The 18133-nt window shown below is 61.0% G+C and carries 14 protein-coding genes; 8 read left to right on the top strand and 6 right to left on the bottom strand.

Translation table 11 applies throughout. The features are described 5' to 3' along the window. Positions 1–74: 74 nt before the first annotated feature. The gene (locus GKIL_RS04815) at positions 75–791 is read right to left on the bottom strand and encodes a Uma2 family endonuclease (protein ID WP_338029144.1); all 717 of its coding nucleotides are present in this window, start codon (positions 789–791) and stop codon (positions 75–77) included. A gap of 101 nt (positions 792–892) precedes the next feature. On the opposite strand from GKIL_RS04815, the gene GKIL_RS04820 reads away from it, so the two are divergent. Next, positions 893–1402, top strand: a complete 510-nt coding sequence (locus GKIL_RS04820) for a Rieske 2Fe-2S domain-containing protein (RefSeq protein ID WP_023172301.1) — start codon at positions 893–895, stop codon at positions 1400–1402. Positions 1403–1469: 67 nt separating this feature from the next. Here the strand turns inward: GKIL_RS04820 and metH are convergent, their stop codons facing one another. Further along, positions 1470–5045 (bottom strand): methionine synthase, encoded by a 3576-nt coding sequence (gene metH / locus GKIL_RS04825; protein WP_023172302.1) that lies wholly within the window; start codon positions 5043–5045, stop codon positions 1470–1472. Between the two features lie 111 nt (positions 5046–5156). Between metH and GKIL_RS04830 the strand changes: the two genes are divergently transcribed. From GKIL_RS04830 to GKIL_RS04840, 3 genes are all read left to right on the top strand, one after another. After that, entirely contained in the window at positions 5157–5816 is a 660-nt protein-coding gene (locus GKIL_RS04830; protein WP_023172303.1) for a glutathione S-transferase family protein, read from the top strand. A 59-nt stretch (positions 5817–5875) separates the two neighbouring features. Beyond that, entirely contained in the window at positions 5876–6505 is a 630-nt protein-coding gene (locus GKIL_RS04835; protein WP_023172304.1) for a glutathione S-transferase family protein, read from the top strand. Positions 6506–6903: 398 nt separating this feature from the next. After that, positions 6904–9006 carry a S53 family peptidase gene (locus GKIL_RS04840; protein WP_023172305.1) on the top strand — a complete coding sequence of 701 codons (2103 nt, stop codon included), beginning with the start codon at positions 6904–6906 and terminating at the stop codon, positions 9004–9006. Between the two features lie 180 nt (positions 9007–9186). Here the strand turns inward: GKIL_RS04840 and GKIL_RS04845 are convergent, their stop codons facing one another. Continuing rightward, positions 9187–10830, bottom strand: coding sequence for a polysaccharide deacetylase family protein (locus GKIL_RS04845; RefSeq protein WP_023172307.1), 1644 nt, complete (start codon positions 10828–10830; stop codon positions 9187–9189). Between the two features lie 75 nt (positions 10831–10905). Beyond that, entirely contained in the window at positions 10906–11931 is a 1026-nt protein-coding gene (gap, locus tag GKIL_RS04850) for a type I glyceraldehyde-3-phosphate dehydrogenase (RefSeq protein ID WP_023172308.1), read from the bottom strand. 191 nt (positions 11932–12122) lie between these two features. Between gap and GKIL_RS04855 the strand changes: the two genes are divergently transcribed. The 4 genes from GKIL_RS04855 (at position 12123) to GKIL_RS04870 (ending at position 15196) form a co-directional block, all read left to right on the top strand. Further along, positions 12123–13664, top strand: coding sequence for a phycobilisome rod-core linker polypeptide (locus GKIL_RS04855; RefSeq protein WP_023172309.1), 1542 nt, complete (start codon positions 12123–12125; stop codon positions 13662–13664). An 80-nt stretch (positions 13665–13744) separates the two neighbouring features. After that, positions 13745–13882, top strand: coding sequence for a photosystem II reaction center protein K (locus GKIL_RS04860; RefSeq protein WP_023172310.1), 138 nt, complete (start codon positions 13745–13747; stop codon positions 13880–13882). Positions 13883–13959: 77 nt separating this feature from the next. Next, positions 13960–14718 (top strand): DUF429 domain-containing protein, encoded by a 759-nt coding sequence (locus GKIL_RS04865; RefSeq protein ID WP_023172311.1) that lies wholly within the window; start codon positions 13960–13962, stop codon positions 14716–14718. Between the two features lie 172 nt (positions 14719–14890). Next, positions 14891–15196, top strand: coding sequence for a helix-turn-helix domain-containing protein (locus GKIL_RS04870; protein WP_023172312.1), 306 nt, complete (start codon positions 14891–14893; stop codon positions 15194–15196). A gap of 194 nt (positions 15197–15390) precedes the next feature. Here the strand turns inward: GKIL_RS04870 and GKIL_RS04875 are convergent, their stop codons facing one another. Then, entirely contained in the window at positions 15391–17001 is a 1611-nt protein-coding gene (locus tag GKIL_RS04875; RefSeq protein ID WP_023172314.1) for a type IV secretory system conjugative DNA transfer family protein, read from the bottom strand. Further along, positions 17001–18128, bottom strand: coding sequence for a hypothetical protein (locus GKIL_RS04880; protein ID WP_023172315.1), 1128 nt, complete (start codon positions 18126–18128; stop codon positions 17001–17003). Before GKIL_RS04880 ends, GKIL_RS04875 begins: the two co-directional genes overlap by 1 nt. Positions 18129–18133: the final 5 nt, after the last annotated feature.

Below are 18133 nucleotides of genomic sequence, written 5' to 3' on the forward strand. Positions count from 1 at the left end.
TATTCCGTAACCCTTGCCCGATCCTGGCATATTCGCGCTTCAGTGTTGCGTTTTCAGGAGGTTCGCGCGAAAAGCTACCCTTCAAGTTTCGCGCCCAGGATGTACTGCGCCGCCGCCGCATCACCTTCCGCCTGTCCAATCTGCAGAGCCTGGTGCAATACCAATGTGTCTAGATCGGGCAGTACCTGGGACCGCTGACTCTGAGTACTCAGTTGGGACACAAAAATCGTCACCTGGGACGATCTGCTATCGACAACCCAGTATTCACCCACTCCCATCTGGGCGTACAGGCGACGCTTCGTCTCAAGATCGTCGTTCAGAGTCGAGGCAGATACTTCGATCACCAGATCGGGAGGAGCGTAGACAGCGAGGTCAAGGGGGGCATTGGTGCGCCCAGGCAGCCGCACCTCGTTCAGGTAATAGGCCAGGTCCGGCTGGGCTTCGGCCAGTTCTGCTTTACGCAATGTCGGATTGACCAATCCCCACAGGCGTTGCCCGGAACGGATGGCCCAGGCAAGGACGATGGCAGCAATCAGACTATTGTCCTGGGCATGGGAACGACCAACCGGAGCCATTTCGACCCGCATCCATCCATCGTGATAGTAGAACCTGGCGTGCGTGTAGGCTGGATTATTCGCGAGGTCAATAAAAGTAGCCCAGCTAGCTTGCAGCCAGGTATTTTCTGCAATTGCGGAAGCTGACATCAGCCACTCCTGGCAGGCGTGCCCAGATGCTCCCCATTCTAATCCTCCGCTCAAGCTGGAGCTTTTTGAGAATGGACACTGTCGCATTGTATTGCGAGCACTGCCGAGCTAACTTTTAAGTAGTACAGCCGATTCGATTTTCCCAGGATCGTCGTTCGCTCCAGGCCACTGTAGTTGGAGAACCTGTCATGCCCGAGCTTTCTGCCGCCAGCCGCCGCCAACTGCTCACTAGCCTGACCGGCGGTGCGATTGCCTCGACTACCCTGGCTGCCCTCTACCCGTTGGCCCGCTTCTTTTCACCGCCCGCCAGACAGTGCGCCGCTCCAATTGGCAACGTCGCCCGCGACAACCAGGGCAACGAGATCAGGGTCCATAAGTTGCTGGCAGGAAGCCCCTGCTCTGAAGCACTGAAGCGGGTTCTGGTTCAAAATGGGCGACCTGGAGAAGGTTCACCCGTCTATCTGGTGAGCAATGATTGCCGCCTCGCCGATTACGCGATCAGCGCCGTCTGTCCGCACCAGGGCTGCGTCGTCCCCTGGAACAGCGAGTCCCAGATCTTCAGCTGTCCCTGCCACAGCTCCCGCTTCGACCCGGAGGGCCGTCTGCTCAAAGGTCCGGCGAAGCAATCCCTTGCTCTGCTAGCGGTGAGGGTGCAAGACGATCGGGTTCTATTGCTGCCCCGGCAGGGCAATAGATGAGAACTGCTTTTTAGCATTTAGAAATTCGATGCCAGCTACAGAGCCGTCTTCCAGCGTTCAACGCTTCTCACACCCCGAAGTAACGAGCCTCAGGATGGTGGCAGACGATGGCGGTGGTGGACTGCTCTGGGAAGAGCTGGTGGCTCTCGTCCATCGTGAGGTCGATGGCATCGGCGTGGACCAGCTCCAGCAAGATTGCCTGTTCGGCCAGGTTGGGACAGGCGGGATAGCCGTAGGAGAAGCGCGCTCCCTGGTAGCCACCGGCGATGAGTCTGCGCAGGTCGGGGGCATCTTTGCCCGCGATGGCCAGCTCATGACGGATGCGGGTGTGGGTCCAGTCGGCGAGCGCTTCGGCGGTCTGGACCGACAGACCGTAGTAGTAGAGGTAATCGCTGTAGCGGTCAGCCTTGAATAGTTGCTGGCCGTACTCGGTGGCGATGTGACCGACAGTGACAGCCTGCAGGCCAATCACGTCGAGCTGACCGCTTGTAACATCGGCGAAGTAATCGGCGATACAGAGGTGATCCTGGCCTTTTTGGCGGGGAAAGTGCAGCCGGGTGCGCACCGCCAGGTGCTCGGGGTTGCCGCTGGCGCGGTACTGCTCGAAGGACTCGAAGGAGTAGATCTGCACGGTGTTGCCTTCGGCCTGGCAGGGGAAGTAGCCGTAGGCAATCTGCGGGTGCAGGAGTTTGTTCTCGGTTACTTCTGCTTTCAAGCGTTCGAGCACCGGCCCCATCTCGGCGTCGCGCTTTGCCTCGTACTCGGAACGGCTCTGGTCAGGGGCTTTGCGATAGTTCCACTGACCGGCAAAAAGGGCGTTGAGGTCGAGGTAACGGAAGATATCGGCCAGGTCTAGATCCTCTGGCCCCAGAAGACGCACGCCCCAGAAGGGCGGCACCGGGCGGGGCACCTCGCGGGCAACGGCAGAGCGGACGATGGGAGAAATAGCCTCGGGTTCAGCCAGAGCGTCGGTGGAACGGAAAGTAGCAGCCGGGCGGGATACTGCTGCCGCTTCAGAACCAGCTACCAGGCGCTTGAGGTCGTCGCTCGTCGGAACAAAGCCATCGACGAAGCCCTCGATATCCTTCCAGGCGCTCCGGCTTTTGGCCTCCACCAGGGCGTCGAGAAAGTACAGGTCCGCAAAGGCATCCCGGCCATAGACGACCTTGCCCCGGTAGACGTTCTGGCAATCCACCTCCACGAAGCGGCGGGTGAGGGCCGCTCCGCCCAGGATGACAGGAGCGGTGATCTCCCGCTCGTTGAAGACTTCGAGGTTTTCTTTCATAAAGCCGGTGGATTTGACCAGCAGGCCGCTCATCGCGATGCAGTCGGCGTGGTGCTCCTGATAGGCGGCGATGATGTTTTCGACCGGCTGGCGGATACCGAGGTTGATCACGCGGTAGCCGTTATTTGAAAGAATGATGTCTACGAGATTCTTGCCGATATCGTGAACGTCGCCCTTGACCGTCGCGATCACGACCGTGCCACGGGTGGAGCCTTCGGACTTTTCCATGAAGGGCTCAAGGTAGCCGACGGCAGCCTTCATCGTCTCCGCCGACTGCAGCACGAAGGGCAACTGCATCTGGCCGCTGCCGAAGAGTTCACCCACCACCCGCATCCCGTCCAATAGATGGACGTTGATGATCGTAAGGGGCGGGTGGGTTTTGAGCGCTTCGGCCAGATCCTTGTCGAGGCCGACCCGGTTGCCGTCGATAATCCGCCGCTTCAGCCGCTCCTCTACCGGCGCGCTCGCATCGATCGTGGGCTGCTTGCGCGTCTTGCCGCCGCCTTCTTGTCTTGCATAAAAGGCGAGCAGGTTCTGGAGCGGATCGCCCGCGTCGTGCTCGTCGAAGATGAGCTTGCGGTGCAGTTCGCGCTCCTCCGGCTCGATGCGGTTGAGGGGCAAAATCTTGCTCGCATGGACAATCGCCATGTCGAGGCCGTTCTGGACTGCGTAGTAGAGGTAGACCGAGTTGAGCACCTGGCGGGCCGCCGGGTTGAGACCAAAGGAGATGTTCGACAATCCCAGGATCGTCCGGGTGCCGGGCAGTTGTTCTTTGATGAGGCGAATGCCTTCGAGGGTTTCGATCCCGAGCCGCCTCGAATCGGCGTCGCCGGAGCCGAGGGTGAAGGTGAGCGGGTCGAAGATCAGATCTTCGCTCTTGAGGCCGTACTTGTAGACCGCCAGATCGTGGATGCGCCGGGCCACCGCCAGCTTGCGCGCCGCCGTGCGGGCCATCCCTTCGGTCTCATCGATCGTGAGCGCCACCACCGCCGCCCCAAATTCGTGACACAGCGGCAGCAGCTTCTGCATCCGCACCTCGCCGTCTTCGAGGTTGATCGAGTTGACGATCGCCCGGCCCCCCAGTTGCTTGAGGGCGGTGTGGATGACCGGGATCTCGGTCGAATCGATCATCAGGGGCACGGTGGCCTGGGTCTTGAGCCGGGCGACGGTTTCGTTCATGTCGCGCACGCCGTCGCGGCCCACATAATCGACGCAGACATCGAGGATGTGCGCTCCCTCGCGCTCCTGCTCGCGGGCCATGCCGACGATGCCATCCCAATCTTCGACGAGCAGCAACTCGCGAAATTTTTTAGAACCGTTGGCGTTCAAGCGCTCGCCCACCAGCAGCGGAGCCGGGTCTATGCTTAGAGGCACCGGATTGTAGAGCGAGGCGACCTGGGGAACGACCTGCACCTGGCGCTCGCGGGGCTTGACACCCTCGACTGCCTGGGCGAGGGCTCGGATGTGCTCGGGGGTAGTACCGCAGCAACCGCCGACAATGTTGATCCCCAGTTCGTCTACGAAGCGGCGCACGTGGCTCACCATCTCTTCGGGGGTGAGATGGTAGTGGGCGTGGCCGCCGACGTTCTCCGGCAGACCGGCGTTTGGAATCACCGAGATCGCAAAGGGCGAGTTGTGGGCCAGGTAGCGCAGGTGCTCGGACATCAAATCCGGACCAGTGGCGCAGTTGAGGCCCAGCACATCGATCGGGTACGGCAGCAGGGCTCCGAGGGCTGCGGAGATGTCGGAGCCAACCAGCATCGTGCCCTGTTGCTCGATCGTGAGCGAGGTGATCACCGGCAGGCGAATCCCTTTTTGCTCGAAGACGAGGGCGATGTCGGCGAGCACCGCCTTGATCTGCAACAGATCCTGGCAGGTCTCGACCATCAACACGTCCGCCCCGCCGTCCACCAGGCCGCGCACATTGTCGAGGTAGGCCGCCTTGAGGGCGTCGTAGTCGGTCTGCCCCAGCGTCGCAATCCGGGTGCCGGGGCCAATCGAACCGGCGACAAAGCGGGGTTTGTCGGGCGTCGAGTAGCGGTCTGCCACCCGGCGGGCCAGTTGCGCTGCCTGAAAAGCCAGCTCATAAGCTCTATCTGCCAGACCGTACTCGGCCAGCACGATCGTGCTGCAGCCGAAGGTATCGGTCTCGATCACATCCGCCCCCGCCTCCAGGTAGCTCGCGTGGATCTGCTCGATCGCCTCGGGTTTGGAGATCACCAGATATTCGTTGCAGCCTTCGAGCTGGGCTCCGCCGAAGTCCTCCGCGCTCAGTCCCATCTTTTGAATAGACGTTCCCATCGCTCCGTCGAAGACGACGATCCGCTGGCGCAGCAATTCGAGAAAAGGATGGGTCATAGCGCTAAAACTCGTATCCGCGTTTAATCATCTTAGACGGGAAGTTCCTGCCCCAGGGCGCTGCTGGTAGACAGGCAGCGTACAATCCGGTTGGCCTGCAAGGGGACAGCTGTGATCAAGCTCTACCATCTGCCCGTCTCGTTCAATTCCCGACGCATCTGGATTGCGCTGTTAGAAAAAGCCCTGCCCTTTGAACTGGTCGAGATGCGCCTCGACGGCGACCAGTTCCAGCCGGACTACCTGGCACTCAACCCGTTTCACCACATTCCTGTGCTCGTCGATGGCGGGCTGCGCGTGCTGGAGTCGCTGGCCATCCTCGACTACCTGGAGGCAAAATACCCCTCGCCCCCCTTGCTTCCCACCGACCCGGCCCAGGTGGCGACCGTGCGGATGGTGGAACTGGTAACGATCAACGAACTGGTGCCGCCCTACGGTCTGCTCGTCCGCCACTTGATGGGTGCAAACATCGAAGACGCTGCCGCCCACCAGGCCCGACAGCGCATCGGTACGGTTCTCGCTTTCTTCGAGCAATTGCTGGGTGAAAAGGCGTACTTTGCCGGTGAACAGCTCACTCTCGCCGAAGTGGTCGCAGGAACAATCGTCCCCAGGGTGCCAGGGGTGGGCGTGCTCCTCGACGAATATCCACGGTTGCAGCAGTGGTCCCGGCGGCTTGCCGGGCGTCCCTCCTGGCAGCAGAGCGAACCCAAGGCGGCAGATCTGGCAGCTTCTCGGGCACGCATGGCAGCGATGGCCTGGCGATCACAGCCTTGAAGCTGATTCGCCTTCTTTCCTTCAGCTGTACGATCGACTGACCGCAAGCGAGGCGCAAAATGATCGAGCTTTACACCTGGAACACGCCCAACGGTCAGAAGATTCCAATCTTCCTGGAGGAAACGGGCCTGCCCTACGCGCTGCACCCGATCAACATCGGCAAGGGCGAACAGAAGCAGCCGGACTACCTGGCGATCAACCCCAACGGTCGCATCCCGGCGATCGTGGATAGCGATGGACCGGATGGAAAGCCGCTCGCTATCTTCGAATCCGGCGCAATTTTGATCTACCTGGCAGAAAAGTCCGGCCAGTTGCTCCCGCAAGATCCGCGTCGGCGCATCGAAGTGCTCGAATGGCTGATGTTCCAGATGGCGGGTGTGGGGCCGATGTTTGGCCAACTGGGCTACTTCAAGCGCCAGGAACCACCGAATCCACCGGCAGTCGAGCGGTTTTTACAGGAGACGGTGCGGCTGCTGGGGGTGCTCGATGGACGGCTCGCCCAGGAGCCGTTTCTGGCCGGAGAGTATTCGATCGCCGATATTTCCACTTTCGGTTGGGTCCGGGGGGCGGCCCAGCGCCTCGGCGTACCGCTGGAGGAAAAACCGCACGTCAGGCGGTGGCTCGAAGCGGTAGCTGGGCGGCCTGCTGTGCAAAAGGCTCTGCAAATCTTGCAAGAAAAGTGTGTCTGAGCTGTTATTTCGATTTTTGAAGAAAACTGAGTGCATCTACCCTGAATCTGGGATGATTTATTGCAAATTTTTGTAATCCCCTAAAAAGGGAGATTAAAGGTTGTAATCTTTCCTGGATTGCTATCTCTCTACCAGACTGCCCCCGAACAGCAAGGGCAGGCACAGGCTATAACCGGACGGTTCGGCCTGCATCGCTGACTGTGTCCATAGCTATACAAAATCTATATAGACAATAAAGCCGATATTGTATCGCCAGTGACACGGAAGTTGTCCTTTGGTTCATGGCGAACTTGTCTGCCGAATTCTCCGTCACTGACGGACACCCTGGCGTCACATGAGCGTGGTAATTTCGCCTGGGCTTGAAAGCCCGCGCCTTTTTTATTGGGGGAACACGAAGCATGTTGACGAAACTATGGCGATCCGCACTCGGCCTCGCTCTCGGGGCTGGAGTTCTTGTTTCGGCAGTCGCTGTCAAGGCGGCTCCCGCCGATCGCGCCGTGCTCACAGGGAGCATCCGGCCCTTCAGCGATCGCGTCCGCGTTGCAGGCACTGCCGAGGCGGGGGCGTTCGTCCAGTTCGATGTGGCCTTGAAGTTGCGAAACTACGACGCTCTGCGCGCCCGTCTCGCCCGGCGCGAAAAGCTCTCACCGTCCCAACTGGACCGCGAGCACCTGCCGCTGCGCTCCGATCAGGCGAGTCTGGTAAGCTGGCTGCGCGAGAACGGCCTGACGGTGACGCGTACCTACACCAACCGCCTGAGCCTGCAGGTGCGAGGGACCGTCGCCCAGGTGGAGCAGGCGCTGGGCGTCGATCTGGTGCGCGTCACCTTTGAGGGCAAAGCCTACATTGCGGCGCGCACAGCCCCTTCGCTGCCGACTGCCCTCAGCCGGTTCGTGCTGGGTATCAACGGCCTGCAGCCCTACTTGAAGGCACGGGCACTCAACACGGGCCTGCAGCCCCAGAGTCCGACCGCACCTTTCACGACGCCCTACTCGGTCAACGACATCAAGACCGCCTACAACGCGACAGGGGTACCGGCCACCGGTGCCGGTCAGCGCATCGCGATCTTGATCGATACCTTCCCGAACGACAGCGATCTCACCAGTTTCTGGTCCGCCAACGGCATCAACCAGAACCTGGGCAACATCGAAAAAGTCCAGGCAGTAGGCGGCACACTGCCGGGCGTATCGGGCGAGGAATCGCTCGATGTCGAGTGGAGCAGCAGCATCGCCCCGGAGGCGAAGGTGCGCATCTACGCGAGCCAGAGCCTGGCTTTTACCAACCTCGACCAGACCTTCCAGGCGATCATCGCCGATCTGCAAAATGGCCTCTCTATCTCGGCGCTGTCGATCAGCCTCGGTGCCTGCGAGTCGGATCTTCCCAGCTCACAATTGAGCACCGACGATCAGTACCTGGCCACGATCGCAAGCTTTGGGGTGAGTACGTTTGTCTCCAGCGGCGACAGCGGCTCGAATGGCGGCTGCAGCAATGGCCAGGGCGTAGATTTCTACGCGAGCAGTCCGAACGTGACGGCGGTGGGCGGCACCAGCCTCACCCTCGACAGTTCGGGAGCAGTCGTGAGTGAGACTGGCTGGAGCGGCAGCGGCGGTGGTACCAGCGTCAACTTTGGCCAGCCCAGCTGGCAGGCCGGTATCGCGCCGGGCAGCACACGGGCGGTTCCCGACATCGCAGCTAACGCCGATCCGAACACGGGCTACTATCTGGTCGTCAACGGCCAGGTGCAGCAGATCGGCGGCACCAGCGCCTCCGCCCCGGTCTGGGCCGGTTTTACGACCCTCTTCGATCAGGGCCGAGCCGCCGCCGGTCAGGGACTGCTGGGCCTGCTCAACCCGACCCTTTATCCGCTCATCGGCTCGGCCAACTTCCGCGACATCACAAGCGGCAGCAACGGTGCCTACGCCGCTGCCCCCGGCTACGATCTGGTGACTGGCCTCGGTGTGCCCAACGTGGGCACCCTTTATACGACTCTGACCGGTTCGAGCGGCGGCGGCAACCCGCCTCCCTCCGGCAACCTGCTGACTAACCCCGGTTTTGAGAACGGTTCGAGCAACCCTGCCCCCTGGGTGGCAACGCCTGGGGTGATCGACAGCTCCGCCAATCCCCCTGCCAACTCCGGCTCCTGGAAAGCGTGGCTGGATGGCTACGGCACCACCCACACCGACACGCTCTACCAGCAGGTGGCGATTCCTTCGACCGGCAACTCCGCCACTTTGAGCTTCTATCTCTATATCGCGACGGCGGAGACGACCACGACCACCGCCTACGACACCCTCACCGTCCAGGTGCGCGACAGTTCAGGAAACGTCCTCGGCACCCTGGGCAGCTTCTCGAACCTGAACGCCACAAACAGCTACGCGCAGAAGACCTTCGACCTCTCGCCCTACCGGGGCCAGACCGTCCAGATCTATCTGGTCGGCACCGAGGATGCTTCCCTGCAGACTTCCTTCGTAGTCGATGACTTTGCGCTGAGCGTCCAGTAGCAACCCCGGAGCAACACCTTCGTCTGTATCTTGTGTGTGGTTCACAAACAGGGTTTCGATGGGGCTGGTCCTCTATACTCCTGCTTCTCTATTGCGTTTCAGCCAGCAAAGCAGCTTACAGCCAGCGGCTTCTCCTGGCCAGGACTTGGGTTGTGCCCGCGTTGTCTTTATCCCACCAGGTCATAGGGGCGGGAAGACGAGGATGGCGTGGGGAACGATGCGGCTCGGGATGCTGCGCTCGGTGTGGCCGGTGACGAGCACTTCGCCTTTATAGATGAGGGAAGTGGAGAAGCCCGAATCGAGGAGCACCGCCTCGCGCATCCCGGCTGCTTCGAGGGCGCGGGCGAGCTGGCTCGCGTTGACGTTGGAGAGGGTGGCTCCGACTAGAGGCAGGCCCGCTTTGTCGATCGCCATAAAGGCGCGGCGGCGAAATTCGGCGTGGTTGGCCAGTTTGAACTGGTCGATCGCTTCGGTGGTGAGGGCGTGGCCGTCGCTCACCAGCCACACACCGGCGACGAACATATCCGACATATCCGGCAGGTACATCCGCGCCCCGGCCTCGGTGTTAAAAGTCTCGGGGCTGAAGGGTACAAAGCGGACGGCGGTGGAACTTAAAAGAACGACCGGCCTGCCCCGCAGGGACTTGTCGAACTGCTCGGCTCCGCTCACGAAATGGCCTTCGTTGTGGGCCAGGTAGGGACCGACCATGTCGCTGTTGCTGGAGTGGAGCTTGGCAAAGGCGAAGAAGCCGCCGTTGATGCCCGCTTCGGCCTTTTCGCGGGCGACGAAGGTGCCCACCGGGTAGCGCGCTCCGTCGGAATGATCGGTGAGGTAGGTGCCGCCGGTGAGCCAGACGAGCTTGACGCGCTCGAAAGTTCCCTCGTGTTTGGCGATCGGAGCGCCCATGTTGACGCGCAGATCCGGGGTGCCCATGTTCCCGAGGGCCAGAGCGAGGCGCGTGTCGATAAAGCGTTGCACGGCGAGCAGACTGCCGGACTGGCCCGCGTAGCCCAGATCCATCGTGAAGGACATCCGGTAGCCGGCGGCAATTGCCGCTTTGCGTACCCGCTCGTCCTGGTTGCCGGTGGGATAGCAGACGTAGAGGATCGGATGGCCGAGCTTTTCTTCGAGGATGCGCTTCGATTCGACCAGTTCGCGGTCGAGGGCGGCGTCTGAGAGAGTGCGCAGGTCGGCGGGGTGGGTGACGGTGTGCGACTGAATAGCCACCAGTCCTTCGCTATCGATGCGCTTGAGGTCGTCCCAGCTCATGTGAGCTTTGCCGGTGCGCACGCCGACGTAGGCGGTGTGAACAAAGAAGACCGCCGGGTACTTGTATTGCTGCAAAAGGGGATAGGCGTACTGGAGATGACCCAGGTAGCCGTCGTCGAAGGTGAGCAAAATCGCCTTCGCAGGCAGGGCAGCACCGTTTTTGAGATGTTCGTAGAGCTGGTCGATCGTGATTGGCGTCGCCCCGGCAGCCTGGATCGCCGCTAATTGTTCGCGGAACTCGTCCACCGTCGTGTCGAACCAGACCGCCTTTTTGCCCTCGACGATGTCGTGGTACATGATTGCGGGCACGCGGGCGAGGCGGGCGGCAGCAGCGATGTCCTCGGGGCCGCTCGCGGGAGCTGTGTCACTCAGCGAATCGGTCGTTACCGGCGTCGGCAGGGCGTTGACGGTGGCGGTGGCTGGTTGGGCAACGGGCCGGGTCAGGAGGAACCAGGCTGCCAGGGCCGCAATCACCCCAACCACCGCTCCCAGAAACAGAATCCTGCGCAGCAGTTGATTGGACGTGGGACCGGAGGATCTCAGGGCGCGACTCAAAGCAATGCTCCACGCGAAGACCACTCTCAAGAATACCAGCCCCGTCTCCGTCTCCTCATCAGAGGAGAGACGGCTCTATAGTAAACCGTCTTTTTTGGCCATCGTCACGAGCAGATCCACGACCCGGTTGGAGTAGCCCCACTCGTTGTCGTACCAGGCGACGACTTTGAAAAACTGGGGATTGAGTTCGATCCCGGCGGTGGCGTCGAAGATGCTCGAATGGGGGTCGCCTTGAAAGTCGGTGGAAACCACCTGATCTTCGGTGTAGCCGAGAATGCCCTTCAATTCGCCCGCCGCCGCCTGCTGCATCGCCTCGCAGATCGCCTTGTAGCTGGTCGGCTTTTCGGTACGGAAGGTGAGATCGACTACCGAGACATCCGGCGTCGGTACCCGAAAGGCCATGCCGGTGAGCTTGCCCTTTAACTGCGGCAGCACAAGGGTGACGGCCTTCGCCGCTCCGGTGGCCGCTGGAATAATGTTCTGCCCGGCTCCGCGACCGCCGCGCCAGTCTTTTTTGCTCGGGCCGTCCACCGTGGGCTGCGTCGCCGTCATCGCGTGGACCGTGGTCATCAACCCTTCTGCCAGACCGAAGTGTTTGTCGATCACCTGGGCGACCGGAGCGAGGCAGTTGGTGGTGCAGCTGGCGTTGGAGACGACCGTATCGGTGGCCGGATTGAACGCGTCGTGGTTGACACCCATCAAGAGCGTCGGTACCTTGTCAGGGTCTTTGGTCGGAGCGGAGATCACCACCCGCTTTGCACCGGCGGCCAGGTGGCGGCCAGCGCTCTCGTGATCGGTAAAAAGGCCCGTCGCCTCGACCACGTAATCGGCCCCAAGATCGCCCCAGGGCAACTCGGCTGGATTTCTCACCGCCAGGCAGGGAATGAACTGGCCATCGACCAGCAGGCCGTCGGGCTTGGCCTCGACGCTACCGGCGAAGCGACCGTGGGTGGAATCGTACTTGAGCAGGTAGGCCAGATTATCGGGAGGAACCAGATCGTTGATGCCGACGAACTGCAAACTGGGGTTCGTCAGGCCCGCTCGAAAAACCAGGCGACCGATGCGCCCGAATCCATTGATACCAATTTTGACAGTGCTCATGGTTTGTGGAGGCTCTCTTCTCTAATACCGTCATAACCGGGATGCTCAGATTATCAGAGATGCTGCCACCGGGAAAACGGGAATTTTCGCGAATTTCTACCTGTCTCGCCCTGTATAGATTTGTAAACTTGCACGGAAACAGAAATTGACGATAATTCAAAGAGAGTCAGGGTGTCTACCAGGAGAACCGCATGAGTGCGAGTGTATACAATTGGCGCGAGGTAGTTGCCAAGATCAAGATCGGCGATCAGGCAAAAGAAGGTGACTTCAACAACTACCTCGACATGGCGCGCAGCGTCCAGCCGCGCACGAGTGTCTGGGCGATCCCCTACGAGAGCCTGCGCACCCTTGGGCCACCTGGCCTCGACGAAGTGCAGACGCTGTTGCGTCCGGCGGTCGAGAAGACCAGCGATTCGCAGGGTCAAAAGCAGCTGGGGATCACCTCGATTGCCCCTGCCCCGGTCTACCAGTTGCGGCCCACCAGCAGCGCCCAGGACGTTGAGGCGTTGCTGCCGGTCATCTACAAGCAGGTCTTCGGCAACACGTACATTCTGGAGTCCGACCGACTCATCCAGGCCGAATCCCTACTGCGCAACGGCAGTATCAGCGTGCGCGAGTTCGTTCGCCGCCTGGCCAAGTCTGAACTGTATAAGTCGCGCTTTTTCCAATCGACCTCCAACAACCGCTTCATCGAACTCAATTTCAAGCATCTGCTGGGGCGGGCACCCTACAGTCAGGCCGAAATTCAAGAGCACTTCGGTCGTTACCACAAGGCCGGTTACGACGCAGAAATTGACAGTTACCTCGACAGCGACGAGTACCTGGAGGTGTTCGGCGAGGAAGTGGTGCCGTACTTCCGGGGCTTCAAGTACCAGACCAACCAGGCAGCGGCGGCTTTCCCGCGCCTGTTGAAGCTGTGGGGAGGCGACGCCGGGAGCGATACCGACCGCAACAAGGACGGTCAATACACCCGTATCACCACCACCGACCTCGTCAACCGTCTGGGAGATAGCAAGGCACCGGCAGCTCCGGTCACGCCGTTCCTCTTCTTCGAGGAGCGCAAAGAAGTCACCGCCAGCCCCGCCGAACTATTGCGCCCGGCTACCGGCGGCACCAGCGAGGCCCAGGGCCAGATCAAGCTGGGCATCAGTTCGATTGCTCCAGCCCCGATCTTCGAGCTGCGGCCCAACAGCAGCGAAGCTGACTTGCAGGTGGTGCTGCGCGCCATCTACAAGCAGGTCTTCGGCAATACCTACGTGCTCGAAAGTGAGCAGCCAATCCAGGCAGAGTCGCTACTGAGAAACGGCAGCATCAGCGTGCGCGAGTTCATCCGCCGCCTTGCCAAATCCGAACTCTATAAGGACCGCTTCTTCTACAACACCTCCAACAACCGCTTCATCGAACTCAATTTCAAGCACCTGCTGGGCCGCGCTCCCTACGACCACGGCGAGATCCAGGAGCACTTCGGCACCTACCACCGGGCGGGCTACGACGCAGAAATTGACAGCTACCTCGACAGCGACGAGTACCTGGCGCTGTTTGGCGAAAACATCGTGCCCTACTTCCGGGGCTTCAAGTACCAGACCAACCAGAGCGCTGGAGCCTTCCCGCGCCTGGGCAAACTCTGGAGAGGCGACGCCGGCAGCGACACCGACCGCAACAAGGACGGCCAGCGCACTCGCGTCACCACCAAAGATCTGGTCGTCTCCGGTCAGTTCAGCAAACCTGTCTGAGGAAAACTGCTGCGCCCGTTTCGTAAGCACATGTTACGATTATTGAACTGCGGCGCACATTCTGTAGCGAGGCTTAACAGATGACAGCATTGGTAATCTTGGCGGGTTTGCCCGCAGGTTGGGAATGGGCCAGTCCCCTCGTGGATCTGCTGCCGATCATTCCGCTTTTGTTCTTTGCGCTGGCCTTTGTCTGGCAGGCAGCGGTCGGCTTCAAATAAGCTGTCCGGCCTACCATTGTTAATCAACCTGTGAAGAAGCCGACCCAGCGTCGGCTTCTTTTTGGCAAGGAGAGACTGTGTACTGTCTGGGCATCGATTTTGGCTGGCAGAGTCAGCCGAGCGGCCTCGCCGCGCTGCATTTTACTGGCGATAAAACGTTACAACTTGCCTGTCCCCTCGAGTGCCGCAGCGAACCCAGCGATATTCTGGGTTGGGTCGAAGCGGTGGTGGGCGAGGCGGATGCGATCGTTGCCGTCGATGCCCCAACTTTGATCCCCAACGCCACCGGGATGCGGGTGCCGGACCGGGAGGCCCATCGCCTATTTGGCAAGTACCACGCCGGTTGCTATCCGGCCAACTTGGGTCGGCCCTACGCCCAGCGCACACTGGATCTGGGGCTGCAACTGGAGGCGCACGGCTTCGTTCATGCCGACCGGCTCACCCCCCGCCAGCCGGGGCGCTACCAGATCGAAGTTTTTCCGCATCCGGCGATCGTCGAACTGTTTGGCCTCGATCGGATCATCAAGTACAAAAAAGGGCCGCTCGCCGACCGCATCCGAGAACTGGGCCGTTATCGGGAATTAATGCTCACCGTGCTGCCACACCTTGCACCGCCGGTGGTGAATTTAGAATTGCCCCCTGTCCCGGCGAGCGGCACCGCCCTCAAGGCGCTGGAGGACCGGCTGGATGGCTTGCTCTGCGCCTACGTCGCCGCCCACTGGTGGTACTGGGGGTTGGAGCGCAACCGCGTACTGGGCAGCCGCTCGGATGGCTATATCGTTGTCCCTCAGCTCCACAACCTGGAAAGCCCTCGATCTGTGAAACTGCCGCAATAATGGGCTAGAGCAGGTGAGTGCTGGAGCCTAACTCGAAGGACAATCAGGACAAAGGCAGCGAGACGCCCCTGTGGGACCGCACCTGGACGGAGGTCAAGGGCGAGGGCGGTTGATGGCTCTCCACGTATCACATAGTAGACGAAGAGCGCTGTTTTTGTCTACTATGTGATGCATGCCGAGCAAAAAACAACCCATCTTCCCCTCTGAAAAAAAACTCCTCGCCGATTTTGGCGAGCGGCTTCGGCTTGCCCGTCTCCGGCGGGAGATCTCAGCTGAGACCCTTGCAGAAAGAGCATCTATTTCTCGTATGACCTTGTACCGGGCCGAAAAAGGCTCGCCCGCCGTTGCGTTGGGAACCTATCTGAGGATTTTGGCTGCGCTCCATCTGCAAGATGACATCAATCTGCTTGCGCAGGACGACAGGCTCGGTCGCAAGTTGCAGGATCTTGAACTTCCGAAAAGAAGAGAAGCAAAATGAGCAATAACAGGCTCGAAGTCTGGATTGATGCAGATTTTATCGACAAGACTACCAGGATTGGAACACTCTTTCATGACCGTGGAAATATCAGATTTAACTATGACAGAGACTGGCTGAAGCATCCGAGCAAATTTGACTGAGCTGTACTTCCTTCAAAAACTGTGCAATTTCTACGCCAGTTCCCAAAGTAAAGATCAAAAAAGCTGGACGCTGCGGGAAGAGGCGGGCGAATCGGAGGCGTCGAGGGGCAAAAAGCGCTCGGCAGCCTGCTGGCGCTGGGCGAGCGCCTGGGCGCTGAGCAGAGCGCTATTTTGGGCCAGCGTGGCTTGCTCCTTGGGCCAGAGTCGCTCGCACAGATCGGCCACGGCGATCTCGCTCGGATGCAGCCGCACAAGGAGGCGCATCGGCACCCCGGCCTCGGAGGCTCTGCCGTACTCGGGGTTCAAAAGCAGGCAGTGCCCCTGGCCCAGCTTGAGCAGGCTGCTTGCCTCCAGCAACGGACGGGTCTTTTCGTTGTCGGCGTAGGTGCGGGAGGCACCGCCTTTGCCGCTGTTGCGGCTGAGAGTGCGCTGCACAATCGATTCGTTGCCGAGCATCTCGGAGATGTACTGGGCGGAGTCCTTCTCGCCAGGGTTGAACAAAAATTTGGTGGCGCAGGCACCAAAGATTGCTCTGGCCGTCTCCTTGCTGTAGGTTTTCTCAAGCTGGGCGAGATTCTGCAGGCCGAGAATGCTCACCAGGCCATCTTCGCGGTTTTCGTTCAGCCAGTTGACGAGGGCCGGGAGAAAAAGTGTCGGTAGCTCGTCGAGGACCAGAACGAGCGGATCCTTGCGCCGGGAGTGGGCGTTGAACTGGATGAGCATGTGCAGCAGCGTCGCCACCAGAGGCAGCACCACGTCGCGGCGGGTGCGGTCCACCCCGAGAATCAACAATTTCTTGCCCGTCAGCTCAAAGTCGATCGTGCTCGTCCCGGCGAAGCTGCGCGCCACCTGCGGCTTGAGGATGCGGGTAAACAGCGCACTTGCCGTCGCCACGATCGAGGCAGCGGTCTTCTCGGAACTGGCGGTGCTCAGAAACTGGCCGTAGGAGGCTTTGATCCAGTTGGAGAGGTGGTCCGCCTGTTGCAGGCGCTTAGGTAGTTCCCCCAGACTCAAGATCGACTGGACCATCAGCAGATCCGGGTAGGGACTGGCTTTGGCCGTAAGGAGCACCGCCTCCGCCAGTTGATCGCCGGCAGGACCAAAGAAGGCGTCCTCGCCGGACTGGGAGGCGACGAGCTTGAAGTTGCGGCCCAGTACTTCGGCCAGTTGCCGGGCCGTCTCGCTGTCTTCTTCGGAGGCAAGCAGATCCAGTGGATTGAAGACGGCAGATTCTGCAAAGCCAGGCGCAAAGACCTGGGTGCTGTAGCCCAGGTGGCGGGCGTAGGCGGCGAGCCGCTGGGTCTGGGTCGGGTACTTGAAGTCGTAGAGTACCAGCGGCAACTCCTGGCGCAGGGCTGAGCGCACCAGCGGGTCGATGGCCGAGTAGGTTTTGCCGGAGCCGGGCTGGCCCATGACCAGAACGCCCCGCTCGGCGTGGGGCACCGGGATGAGCTGTCCCCCCCCGGCGGCGGGATTGATCTGCAGGGCGACTTTGTTCTTGGCGCGCCGCTGCTGCTGTTGGCGGGCGGTGCGCAGCGCCTGGGCGCGTTCGGCCCTGCCGCCCCAGCGGGCAGAGGCAGAGCGGGGCAGCTTCGCCGTGCCGCTGCGGCTCAACCAGACAGCTGCACCACCGAGCAGAGCCAGCAATAGATAGTTCGCGTCCATCAATTTGGTCCTACAAAAGTCAGCGCTTTTTCTTGAGAAGGAATCCAGGGGATAGGACCGATAAAGTACGGCGTGCAGCCCAGGTCGATGAAGGCGGTTTTGATGCAGACTCTTAGATAAAGACCAAAATCAGCCGTTCCCGCCTTTTCGTTTACGGCGGTGAGGACGATCTTGCCCCAGGGACCGAAGGGCAGGCGGCCCGTGGGCTCCTTGCCTGTATTGACGGCAGCGAGGGGACCGTGACCGCCGCGCACCAGTTGGGTTTTGCCGATCCACTGCTTGCCTGATAGGGGGTTTCCCAATTCGACGTGCAGGCAGTCGCGGTGGCAGGGCACAGCGAAGCCCTCGATGTCAGAACCGGTGATCGTGCGGATGCGCTCCTGCTCGATCGCCGCTAGAGGAATATCCACCAGACCGGCGATGCCGCTGAAGCGGCGCGGAAAGCGGGCAAAGCGGGCAAAGGGAATGTCGGCCAGCCCCGGAATGTCGCGAATGAACTGGCCTGCCCACCCGGCCAGCCGGTCAATCGCTACCTGCTCGATGCCCGGTAGCCCCGAAAGGGCGTAGCGGGCCAGATCGAGGGTGCCCAGGGGCAACTCGCCAAAACCCGGAACGTACTGGATGAGGTCGATGAGCCGCTCGTAGGGCGGCGTTCCGCCCTTAAAAAAGTAGACGGCCAGATCCCGCAGCAGGGGGACTGCCTCCGGCGGCAAATTCTCGTAGGCGAGCGCCTGGACGATGTCGGCCACAGTGTTGATGGCCAGAAGCTTCAGATCCGACAGGCGCAACTGCGACAGCTGCAGGCTCTGGGTGAGGCCCAGGGCGGCAATCTGTTCGAGGGAGAGTTGCTCCGGGCCAAAGGCTGTCGCCATATCCCCCAGCAGGATCGTGGCGTCCGCCCGCGCCCCCGATTGCCAGAGGCGGCTCGGATCGTAGCCCAAAGCGGCGATAATTGCGGGATCGGCAATCTGGATGCTGCCCCCCTCGGCGATCGGAGGCAGGTTGGCAAAGGTAATCCGCTCGAAGTCGGGCAACGGCACCCCGGCGGACCAGCGCACCGGGATCGCCCAGCAGGCTGTGGGCGAAACAATCGAAAGGACGATGATCAGCAAGAGCAATCGGCGCATGGCAG

The sequence above is a fragment of the Gloeobacter kilaueensis JS1 genome (assembly GCF_000484535.1).
Lineage (GTDB): Bacteria > Cyanobacteriota > Cyanobacteriia > Gloeobacterales > Gloeobacteraceae > Gloeobacter > Gloeobacter kilaueensis.